The organism is Pseudomonas cichorii, from assembly GCF_018343775.1.
In the GTDB taxonomy this organism is placed as follows: Bacteria; Pseudomonadota; Gammaproteobacteria; order Pseudomonadales; family Pseudomonadaceae; genus Aquipseudomonas; species Aquipseudomonas cichorii.
In genome coordinates, this window is the sequence record NZ_CP074349.1 from 2880389 (window position 1) to 2893241 (window position 12853).

Genomic DNA, 12853 nt, shown 5'->3' on the forward strand with positions numbered 1-12853 from the left:
ATGAACCAGTCCCTTTCCGTGCCTGACACTTACCCACTTACTGCCGCCCAGCGTGATATCTGGCTCGATCAGGCTGTAAACAGTGATATTCCTCTCTACAACCTGGTTGGATATGCCCCGATCAAGGGCAATATCGATGGCGAGCGTCTCCAGCGGGCTGCCACGAAACTGATTCGTCGCCACGATGCGTTGCGAATGGTGCTGTTGCATGGGACAGGTGACGATGGCCTGCCTGTACAGGCCTTTGTCGATCATCCGTCCTTGCAGATGACGCTGCATGATTTCTCCGGTCATGAGGACCCGGACACTGCGATACGGGAATTCGTGAGAGCACGTGCCCAGGTACCGTTCAAGATGGACGGTTCGCCACTGATACGCATGCAACTGCTCCGGGTCAGCGAGAACCTGAGCTGTTTCTGTCTTGAAGCCCACCACCTGATAATCGATGGCTGGGGTATTTCGCTCCTGCTCACGGATCTGGCCGAACTCTATGAGGCAGATGACGCTTCTGACGACTCGCAGGCGCCGTCCTACGTGCAATTCATTCAGGACGATATCGCCTACCGGTACTCGAAGCGTTATGCCCGTGATCAGGATTACTGGCTGAACAAGTACCAGGATGTACCCGAGCCGCTGCTGGAGCCGCGCCATCGGTCAGGCTCCGGTCTGGCGCCCTCGGGCCAGGTGTCGCGCAGTTACCCGCCAGCGTTGCTGGAGCGCATCGACCAGGTCGCACAGCCTCTGCAGTGCTCGCGCTTTCAGGTGTTGATGGCTGCGCTTTATGTGTACTTCATGCGTACATCCCGACGCGAAGAAGTGGTCCTCGGCCTGCCGATCCTCAACCGTTCCAATGCGAATTTCCGCAAGACCATGGGGCTGTTTACCCAGGTCAGTGCGGTGCGTCTGCGGTTCGATGCCGAACTGAGTTTCGGTGAGCTGGCGACTGAAATCGCCGGTGTTCTCAAACAGGACTACCGAAACCAGCGTTTTCCGCTAAGTGAAATGAACCGGTCCCTGGGCCTGTTGCGCGATGGTCGGGGCCAGGTCTTCGATGTGTCGGTTTCCTATGAGTTGACCGATCAGCGCCTGACTTTCGATGGGGCACCTGCATACATCGTCAAATGCAACAGCGGTTATGAGCAGACGCCGCTGGCCATTTATATCCGCTCCAATGCACATACCGATGAGTTCTTCATGGACTTCATCTACAACGAAGCGTTTTTCCAGGCTGATGAGGTCGAGAGCCTCGCCGAGCGCTTCATGCACATACTGGAGCAGGGGCTGCAAGACCCGAATCTTCAGGTGCGTGCCTTCAACCTGCCAACGCCTGCCGAGGCCCGGTTGTTTGAAGCATGGAACCAGAACCATGAGCAGGCTGCTGTACAGGACTATCAGACCATTCATGGCCAGTTCGAGGCGCAGGCACAGGCCCGTCCCGATGCGGTGGCGCTGCTGCATGAAGGCCAGAGTGTCACTTACGGCCAGCTCAACGCGCAGGCCAACCAGGTTGCGCATCGCCTGCGCCAGCTGGGTGCGGGTCCCGACAATCGCGTGGGGATCTGTGTCGACCGTGGCCCGCTGATGATCATCGGCCTGCTGGGTATCCTCAAGGCCGGTGCCGGTTATGTACCGCTGGATCCGGCCTATCCCCGGGAGCGTCTGACATTCATGCTTGACGACAGCATGCCGCTGGCGTTGTTGACCGAATCCGCACACCTCGAACATTTGCCGACCCAGGACATTCCACTGCTGCTTCTGGATCAGCCCGAGGCTTCCGGTATTGCCGGGCAGTCTCAGGAAAACCCACAGGTTGTCGGGCTTGAACCCGAGCATCTGGCCTATGTGATCTATACCTCGGGTTCTACCGGGCTGCCCAAGGGCGTGATGGTCGAACACCGCAATGTCCTGCGCCTGTTCTCGGCAACCCGTGAATGGTTCGACTTCGGCACCGATGATGTCTGGGCGCTGTTTCACTCCTTCGCCTTCGACTTCTCCGTCTGGGAAATCTGGGGTGCGCTGTTGCATGGCGGCAGCCTGTTGCTGGTACCGCAACTCACGACGCGCTCACCTGAAGCCTGTTATGACCTGTTGTGCGAAGCCGGTGTCACGGTCCTCAACCAGACGCCGAGTGCCTTCCGGCAGATCATTGCTGCCCAGGGTGAAAACCCTCGCCCGCATGCATTGCGGCAGGTGATTTTCGGTGGTGAAGCGCTGGATACCAGCATTCTCAAACCCTGGTACGCGCGCCAGGCGAATGCCGCTACACAACTGTTCAACATGTACGGCATTACTGAAACCACCGTACACGTCACTTGCTATCCATTGAGCAAGGACGATGTCGAAGGCGGTGTCAGCCCCATCGGCAAACGTATCCCGGACTTGCGTCTTTACCTGCTCGATGACCACGGCCAGCCGGTTCCACCGGGCGTCGTGGCCGAGCTGTATGTAGGCGGTGCCGGGGTTGCCAGGGGCTATCTGAACCGTCCCGAACTGAACACCGAACGTTTTCTGGCTGATCCCTTCGATGCCACTCCCCATGCACGGATGTACCGCTCGGGTGACCTGGCACGCTGGACGAAAGACGGCAGTCTCGACTATCTCGGGCGTAACGATGATCAGGTGAAAGTCCGCGGATTCCGTATCGAGCTGGGTGAAATCGAAAGCCGTCTGGCGGCCTGCGCCGGTGTCCGCGAAGCCGTGGTGATTGCACGTCAGGACGAGCCGGGCGACAAGCGCCTGGTGGGTTATGTCATACCGGAAGCCGGTCAGTCACCGACAGCGGCCGATCTTCGCTCCGAGTTGCTGGAGAACCTGGCCGATTACATGGTGCCCACAGCCTTTGTACTCTTGTCCGATTTTCCCCTGACCACCAACGGCAAGCTGGACCGCAAAGCCTTGCCTGTGCCGGACGCCGAGGCCTTCGCACGACGTGAATACGAAGCGCCGCAAGGCCCGGTTGAAACGCTTCTGGCCGGCCTGTGGGGTGAATTGCTGGGTGTCGAGCGCATCAGCCGTCATGACCAGTTCTTCGAGCTGGGAGGTGACTCGCTGCGTGCGGTCAAGTTGATCGAGCGCATGCGTGAAGTCGGGCTGCACGTCGATGTGCGTGTCCTGTTCGGTCAGCCCACGCTGCGAGTGCTGGCTGCAACGGCAGGTTCGGGTCGTGAAGTGGCGGTACCGGCCAACCTCATCGAGCCGGGTGTGCAGCGCATTACCCCGCAGATGCTGCCACTGGCTCGCCTGAGCCAGGAGCAGATCGATGCGGTGGTGGCCGGAGTGCCCGGCGGTGTCGCCAATGTCCAGGATATCTACGCGCTGGTGCCGTTGCAGGAAGGCATTCTCTATCACTATCTGTCGACACCCGAAGGCGATCCCTATCTGCTTCAGGGCACGCTGCGCATGGACAGCCGTGCTCATGTCGATTCATTCGTTCAGGCGTTGCAGGCCGTGGTTGCACGACACGACATCCTGCGCACCTCGATTGCCTGGGAAGGTCTGGACGAGCCGGTCCAGGTTGTCTGGCGCGAAGCGCCGCTGCGGGTTCATGAGCATGCACTGCACGTGATCGACGGCGATATTGCCGCTCAGTTGCAGGCCCGGCTCGATCCGCGTCACATGCGTTTCGATCTGCGCCAGGCGCCGTTGCTGGAGCTTCATCTGGCCCAAGATACCGCTCGAGGCGGCTGGGTTGCAGTGATTCTTCTGCATCACCTCATCGACGACGCGACTTCGCTGCGCATTCTGGGTATGGAAATCCAGGCTCATATCGACGGACGAAGTGCCGAGCTGGCGGCTTCTGTTCCGTACCGCAACTATGTAGCCCAATCCCGTCTCGGCATCAGCCGCGAGGAACACGAGGCATTCTTCAGCTCGGCCCTGGGCGATGTAAACGAGCCGACGCTGCCGTTCGGCTTGCAGGATGTGCAGGGCGATGGCATTGCCATCGAGCAGGCCGTCGTGGCGCTGGACGATCAGCTCGCTCAGCGCCTGCGTGCCCATGCCCGTGAGCTGGGCGTCAGCAATGCCAGCATTCATCACCTGGCCTGGGGGCAGGTGGTCGGTCGATTGTCGGGGCGTGATGATGTGGTATTCGGGACCGTCCTGATGGGCCGCATGCAAGGCGGCCAGGACGCCGATCGCGCCCTGGGGATGTTCATCAACACGCTGCCGCTGCGTGTGCCGGCCCTGGGGGCGAGCATCAGGGCGGCGATTCGTACCACCCATGAGCGCCTGGCGGCCTTGCTCGGTCATGAGCATGCACCCTTGGCCCTGGCGCAACGTTGCAGTGGTGTGGCGGCGCCGACGCCGCTGTTCAGTGCCTTGCTCAACTATCGTCATGCCGCGGTGGGTGCTTCTGCCGGTGAGGCCACAACTGTTCTGAAATGGGCAGGTTTCGAGCTGTCGGGCGGTGAAGAACGCACCAACTTCCCGTTGTCGCTTTCGGTCGACGATCTGGGCGAGGCCTTCAGCCTGACGGTGCAGGTCGTGCCGGGGATCGGTGCCCATCGCATCGCCGATTACATGCATGCAGTCCTGGCCGAACTGGCCGATGCACTTGATCGTACTGGCGAGGTCGAGCTGCAGAGCCTGGCCTACATGCCCGATGCCGAGCGTCAGCAACTGCTGCATGGCTTCAATGCTTGTGATGAGGCATACGCTTCGGGTCTGCTGGTGCATCAATTATTCGAAGCCCATGCCGAGCAGCAACCGGATGCACTGGCGGTGACTTTCGAGTCGCAGCGCGTGAGCTACGGCGAGTTGAATCGTCAGGCCAATCGTATCGCCCATAGGCTGCTGGAACTGGGCGTCGGTTTTGATGACCGGGTCGCCATCTGCTGCCGCCGTAGCCCGGAAATGATTGCCGGCCTGCTGGGCATTCTCAAGGCCGGGGCAGGGTATGTGCCGCTGGACCCGGATTACCCGGCAGAACGCCTGGAATACATGCTTAGCGATTCTGCCCCCAAGGCCGTGCTGAGCCAGGCCAGCGTTGCCGAACTCTTCAAGGACTCCATCGTGCCCGGCGTGCTGCTCGACGGCCTGGCCGAAGGTGCGGAAGAGTTCAGCCGCCAGCCTGATCACAACCCGGAACTGGCCGCTCTGGGGCTTGCTCCGCAGCACCTTGCCTACGTCATTTATACCTCCGGCTCCACCGGTCAGCCCAAGGGCGTGGCCATGCCTCATGCGCCGCTGGTCAACCTGATGCAGTGGCAGCTCGCTGAAGGCATCAGAAGCGGTAACCCGGCCCCGGCCACCGTGCAATTCGCGGCCCTGGGCTTTGACGTGGCATTCCAGGAAATCTTCAGCACCCTGTGCGCCGGTGCGCCGCTGTCATTGATTCATGCCGACACTCGCCTGGACTTGCGCAAGCTTTACCTGCATCTGTGCGAGGCGCGCATCGAACGTCTGTACCTGCCATGCATCGCTTTGCAGGCCCTGGCCGAGGCGTTGATCGACTATCCGGCATTGCGCGAGCAAACCTGTGCCTTGCGCGAGGTCGTCACTGCCGGTGAGCAATTGCGTATCACGGCGCCGATCCGCGCCTTGTTCGAGCATTTGTCCGAATGCCGACTGCATAACCATTACGGCCCGACCGAATCCCATGTCACCACTTCGTGTACCCTGCCGGTGAATGTTGCGCACTGGCCAACCTTGCCAGCTATCGGCGTACCGGTGGCCAATACCCGCATTTACCTGCTCGATGCGCAGTTCCAGCCGGTTCCGGTGGGTGTTGCGGGTGAGATCTACATTGGCGGCATCTGTGTTGCACGCGGTTACCTGAACCGTGACGACCTGACTGCCGAGCGTTTCCTGCGCGATCCCTTTACAGACGGCCGCCTGTACAAGACCGGCGACCTGGGTTGCCGCAGCTCCGATGGTGTAATCGAGTACCTGGGCCGTAACGATGACCAGATCAAGATCCGTGGTTTCCGGGTCGAACTGGGTGAAATCGAGTCTCGCCTGACCGATCATCTCTGCGTGCGTGATGCGGCGGTCGTGGCCCGTGAAGACAATCCCGGCGACAAGCGCCTGGTTGCCTATTTCACCCAACAGCCAGGCCAGGAACCTGCTTCGGCCGACGTGCTGCGGGCTCACTTGCAGGCGTGTCTACCGGATTACATGGTCCCGGCCGCTTATGTCGAACTGGAAAAAATGCCGGTATCGGCCAACGGCAAGCTGGACCGTCGTTCCTTGCCCGTGCCGGACGCCACGGCTTTTGTCAGTCAGGCTTATGAAGCACCGCGAGGCAACATCGAAACGACTCTGGCCGGTCTCTGGTCGCAGATACTGGGCGTCGCGCAGGTGGGTCGTCACGATCACTTCTTCGAGTTGGGCGGCCACTCGCTGCTGGCGGTGAAGCTGATCGAGCGCATGCGTAAGCTGGATATGGAGGCCGATGTTCGCGTGCTGTTCAGCCAGCCGACCCTGTCTGCATTGGCAGCAGCGGTGGGTGGCGTCGAAGAGGCCCGGCAGATCCCGGACAACGGGATTCCCGAAGGTTGCGAGCACATCACCGCGTCCATGCTGACCTTGCTGGATCTGGAGCAAAACGAGGTTGACCGGATCGTCGCCGCCATGCCGGGCGGTGCGGCCAATATTCAGGATATCTACCCGCTGGCTCCCTTGCAGGAAGGGATTCTCTATCATCATATTTCTGCGGAGCAGGGTGACCCCTACCTGTTGCAGGCTGCCTTTGCCATGGACAGCCGGGCACAGCTCGACAGCTTCATCACGGCGTTGCAGAGCGTTATCGATCGTCATGACATCCTGCGCACCGCGTTGATCTGGGATGGCCTGGAGCAACCACTGCAAGTGGTGCTGCGCAAGGCTCGCCTGATCGTTGAAATCCTTGATCTGGATGCGTCTGCGGGCGATATCGCTAGCCAGTTGCAGGCCTTGTTCGACCCGCGTGACCTGCGACTCGACCTGGGGCAGGCGCCGCTGATGCGTATGGCCTGTGCCCATGACGAAACAAACCAGCGCTGGGTCGCGATTTTGCTGTTCCACCACATTGCTCTGGACCATACCGCGCTGGAAGTGATGCAGCATGAAATGCAGCTCATCCTGAGTGGTGAATCGACCGGGCTCGAGATGCCAATGCCTTACCGGCGCTATGTGGCACAGGCCCGGATGGCCGTCAGCCAGGCGGCCCATGAAAGCTTCTTCCGCGAGATGCTTACCGACGTTGACGAGCCGACATTGCCGCTGGGCCTGCAAGAGGTGCAGGGTGACGGTCGCGGTGTCGAGGAAAGCCGGTTCAAGCTGGATGCGGCCTTGAGTGCGCGCCTGCGTGGCCTGTCCCGCAAACTGGGTGTGAGCCCTGCAAGCCTGCACCATCTGGCCTGGGCTCAGGTGGTGGGCAATCTGTCGGGACGTAGTGATGTGGTCTTCGGCACGGTATTGCTGGGCCGTATGCAGGCGGGCAGCGGTGCCGAGCGTGCCTTGGGGATGTTCATCAATACGCTGCCGGTGCGGGTTGCACTGGGTGCTGTCAGCGTCAGCCAGGGTGTACGCCAGACCCATGCGCGCCTGACTGCGCTGCTGGGCCACGAGCATGCATCCCTGGCGTTGGCCCAACGTTGCAGCGGCGTGCCGGCATCCATGCCGTTGTTCAGTGCTTTGCTCAACTATCGCCATAGTCCGATCCAGTCCGACGAAGAAGTCGAGCGCTGGGGCGGTGCAGAAGTACTCGAAGTGATGGAGCGGACCAACTATCCGTTCATGCTGTCGGTGGATGATCTGGGCGAAGGTTTCCTGCTCACTGTGCAGACCGTGGCAGCCATTGCTTCGCAGCGTGTTGCGGGCTACATGAGCACCGCACTGGAAAGCCTGGCTGATGCTCTGGAATCCGCGCCTGATCTGCCGTTGCATGCGCTGAAAATTCTGCCTGCACAAGAGCGGGACGAAGTGATTTCCGGATTCAATGCCACTCAGGCTCCGTATCCGCTCGATCAGACCGTTCATGGTTTGTTTGAGGCTCAGGTCGAGCGCACGCCTGATGCGATTGCGCTGGTGTTTGGCGATGAACATCTGAGCTATGGCGAACTGAATCAGCGGGCCAACCGTCTGGCGCATCATCTGCGCAGTCAGGGTGTGGTGCCGGATGCTCGTGTTGCGATCTGTGTCGAGCGCGGTATCGATATGGTGGTCGGCTTGCTGGCCATTCTGAAGGCGGGCGGCGGTTATGTGCCGCTGGATCCGGCGTATCCGCTGGAGCGTATTGCCTACATGCTGGAGGACAGTGCGCCGGCAGCGGTATTGGCCCAATCATCGACTTTGGACTTGCTGTCAGCCGCTGATGTACCTGTAATCAATTTCGATCAGCCCGATTGGCAGGAAAAATCCGTCTCCAATCCGGTGATCGAGGGCCTGACGCCAGCCCATCTGGCTTACGTCATCTACACCTCGGGTTCTACCGGTCTGCCTAAAGGCGTAATGATCGAGCATCGCAACACAGTCAACTTCCTGACCTGGGCGCAGCAGGCTTTTGAACCTGAAGTGCTGGCCAAGACGCTGTTCTCCACCTCGCTGAACTTCGACCTGGCGGTTTACGAGTGTTTTGCGCCGCTGATCTCGGGCGGCAGCATTGAAGTGGTCAAGAACGTACTGGCTCTGCAAGAAGGTCAGCATGATGTCACGCTGATCAACACCGTGCCTTCAGCCCTGAAAGCGCTGCTGGAGTCCGGTGGCCTTCAAGAGGGCGTGCATACCGTCAACGTCGCGGGTGAAGCGCTCAAAGGCTCGCTGGTGGAAAGCCTGTTTGAGCAAACCAGCGTCCAGCGTCTGTGCAACCTGTATGGACCTTCGGAAACCACCACCTACTCGAGCTGGGTGGCCATGGATCGTGCAAACGGTTTTGCGCCGCATATCGGTAAACCGGTGGCCAATACCCAGTTCTACCTGCTGGACGAACACCGCCAGCCCGTACCGTTTGGCGTGCCGGGCGAAATCTATATCGGCGGTGCCGGTGTGGCCCGTGGTTATCTGAATCGTGATGACCTGACCGCCGAACGCTTCCTTGAAGATCCGTTCAACGCCGGAGCGCGCATGTACCGCACTGGCGACCTGGGTCGCTGGTTGGCGGACGGGAATATCGAATATCTGGGTCGTAACGACGATCAGGTGAAGATTCGTGGTTTCCGTATCGAGCTGGGCGAGATCGAAACCAAACTGGCGCGCCATGAAAGCGTAAAAGAAACGGTAGTCATGGCACGTGAAGATGTGCCGGGCGACAAGCGTCTGGTGGCGTATTTCACCTCTACCGTTGCCGAAGTTGATCTGGAGACACTGCGCGCTCATCTGCAAGGTCAGTTGCCGGAATACATGGTCCCGGCAGCCTATGTCCATCTTGAAAAGCTGCCACTCACACCAAACGGCAAGCTGGACCGCAAGGCCTTGCCAGCCCCGGACCTGCAATCCCTGATCAGCCGTGGCTACGAAGCGCCACAAGGCAGCGTAGAAACCACCCTGGCGCAGATCTGGGCCGAAGTGCTGCAGGTCGAGCGAGTGGGGCGTCACGATCACTTCTTCGAGCTGGGCGGTCACTCGCTGCTGGCCGTCAAGCTGATCGAGAAAATGCGTCAGCAAGGCCTGAGCGCCGATGTTCGCGTCCTGTTTAGCCAGCCAACATTGATGGCACTGGCTGCTGCGGTAGGCAGCGGTACGGAAATCCGTGTCCCGGCCAATCTGATCGAACCGGGCTGCACGCATATCACCCCTGACATGCTGCCGCTGGTAACCATCAGCGAAGAGCAGCTTGAGCAGGTCATCGCTTCTATTCCGGGCGGCGCAGCCAATATCCAGGACATCTACCCGCTGGCGCCTTTGCAGGAGGGGATTCTCTATCACCACCTGGCGGCCAAACAGGGTGACCCTTACGTATTGCAGGCAGCTTTCGAGTTTGCCGACAAAGGCCGGCTGGATGCTTTCTCTAATGCACTGCAATCGGTAATAGAACGTCACGATATCCTGCGCACTTCGCTGTACTGGGAAGGGCTGGATGAGCCGGTGCAAGTGGTCTGGCGTCAAGCCACCTTGGGCATGGAGCACCTTGAGCTGGACCTGGAACAAGGCGATATCGCCAGCCAGTTGCAGGCGCGTTTCGATACCCGTCAGCACCGGATGGACATTCGTCTGGCACCGCTGATGCAGATCGCCTATGCCCAGGACTCTGCAACCCAACGCTGGGTGGCCTTGCTACTGTTCCATCACATGGCGCTGGACCATACCGCGCTGGAAGTGGTCCAGCACGAGATGGAAGCCTGGCTGCTGGGTGATACCGGGCACCTGAACGAGCCGGTACCGTATCGAAATTATGTGGCACAGGTACGCCTGAGCAACGATAGCCAAGCGCAGGAAGCCTTCTTCCGAGACATGCTGGGTGATCTGGACGAACCGACCTTGCCGTTTGGCCTGCATGAAGTGCAGGGTGAGGAACGTGGTATCGAGGAGCATCGCCTGACGCTTGACCTGCCACTGAGCAAGCGCCTGCGAGCCCATGCACGCCAGCTTGGGGTCAGTGTGGCGTCCCTGCATCACCTGGCCTGGGGTCAGGTATTGAGCGCGGCCAGTGGCCGTGACGATGTGGTCTTCGGCACTGTATTGGTGGGCCGCCTCAATGGTGGTGAAGGTGCGGATCGTGCACTGGGGATGTTCATCAATACCTTGCCGCTGCGTCTGCAATTGGGTGCAGGTGAAGTAAAAGCCGGTGTACGTGAAACTCACGCTCGTCTGAGCGCCTTGCTGGCCCACGAACATGCGCCGTTAGCCCTGGCTCAGCGTTGCAGCGGCGTACCGGCTTCAACGCCTTTGTTCAGCGCTTTGCTCAACTATCGCTACAGCGCGGCACCGGGCGAGTACAGCCTGTCGCCAGCCTGGGAAGGTATCGAACCGCTGAAAAGCGAAGAGCGCACCAACTACCCATTGACCCTGTCTGTGGATGACCAGGGCGAAGGTTTCGAACTGACGGTTCTGGTGCAGGATGGCATCGGCGCTGCGCGTGTCGCGTCCTATATGAATACGGCACTGACTGAACTGGCGGATGCGCTGGAGAACACGCCGACTGCACCGCTTTATTCGGTTTCGGTATTGCCTGCCGAAGAGCTCACGCAATTGCTCCATGGCTATAACGACACCGTCGCCGAATATCCGCTTGAGCAGACCGTTCATGGCCTGTTCGAGGCTCAGGTCGAACGCACGCCGAATGCCGTAGCGCTGGTGTTTGGCGGTGAGCAACTGAGCTATGCCGAACTGAATCAGCGGGCCAACCGACTGGCGCATCACCTGCGCAGTCAGGGCGTGGTGCCTGATTCGCGTGTGGCGATCTGTGTCGAGCGCGGGATCGAGATGGTGGTCGGTTTGCTGGCCATCTTGAAGGCCGGCGGCGGTTATGTGCCGCTGGATCCGGCGTATCCGGCCGAGCGTATTGCCTACATGCTGGAAGACAGTGCGCCTGCGGCGGTACTGGCGCAATCGGCCACGCTGGACCTGGTATCAGCGGCAGGCGTGCCGGTTATCAATCTGGATCAGTGCGATTGGCAGGACAAATCCGTCTCCAATCCGGTGGTTGAGGCGCTGACACCGGCTCATCTGGCTTATGTGATTTACACCTCCGGCTCTACCGGCCTGCCGAAAGGCGTGATGATTGAGCATCGCAATACGGTCAACTTTCTGACCTGGGCGCAGCAGGCGTTTGAGTCTGAAGTGCTGGCCAAAACGCTGTTCTCCACCTCGCTGAACTTCGACCTGGCGGTTTACGAGTGTTTTGCACCGCTGATCTCGGGCGGCAGCATTGAAGTGGTCAAGAACGTGCTGGCTCTGCAAGAAGGTCAGCATGATGTCACGCTGATCAACACCGTGCCTTCGGCACTGAAAGCGCTGCTGGAGTCCGGTGGCCTTCAAGAGGGCGTGCATACCGTCAACGTCGCGGGTGAAGCGCTCAAAGGCTCGCTGGTGGAAAGCCTGTTTGAGCAAACAAACGTCCAGCGTCTGTGCAACCTGTATGGACCTTCGGAAACCACCACCTACTCGAGCTGGGTGGCCATGGATCGTGCAAACGGTTTTGCGCCGCATATCGGTAAACCGGTGGCCAATACCCAGTTCTACCTGCTGGACGAACACCGTCAGCCTGTGCCGTTTGGCGTGCCCGGCGAAATCTACATCGGTGGCGCAGGCGTGGCCCGTGGTTATCTGAATCGTGATGACCTGACCGCCGAACGCTTCCTTGAAGATCCATTCAACGCCGGAGCGCGCATGTACCGCACTGGCGACCTGGGTCGCTGGTTGGCTGATGGCAATATTGAATACCTGGGCCGTAACGACGATCAGGTGAAGATTCGCGGCTTCCGCATCGAGCTGGGCGAGATCGAAGCCAAGCTGGCGCGCCATGAAAGCGTAAAAGAAACGGTAGTCATGGCCCGTGAAGACGTGCCGGGCGACAAGCGTCTGGTGGCGTATTTCACCTCAAGCGTTGCCGAAATCAATCTGGAAACCCTGAAAGTCCATCTGCAAGGCCAGTTGCCTGAATATATGGTCCCGGCAGCCTATGTCCATCTTGAAAAGCTGCCCCTGACCCCGAACGGCAAGCTGGACCGCAAGGCCTTGCCAGCCCCTGATTTGCAATCCCTGATCAGTCGTGGCTACGAAGCGCCACAAGGCGAAACCGAAACCACTCTGGCGCAGATCTGGGCCGAAGTGCTGCAAGTCGAGCGCGTCGGGCGTCACGATCACTTCTTCGAGCTGGGCGGTCACTCGCTGCTGGCCGTCAAGCTGATCGAGAAAATGCGTCAGCAAGGCCTGAGCGCCGATGTTCGCGTGCTGTTCAGTCAGCCAACATTGGCAGCCCTGGCTGCTGCCG

At 60.0% G+C, this 12853-nt stretch carries 1 protein-coding gene (only partly in view); it reads left to right on the forward strand.

The features are described 5' to 3' along the window. A protein-coding gene (locus tag KGD89_RS12620) for a non-ribosomal peptide synthetase (RefSeq protein ID WP_081741934.1) crosses the window boundary here: on the forward strand, positions 1–12853 show its 5' portion. Its footprint extends 16139 nt past the window's final position; only the first 12853 of its 28992 coding nucleotides appear in the window; the start codon lies at positions 1–3; the stop codon falls past the right edge of the window.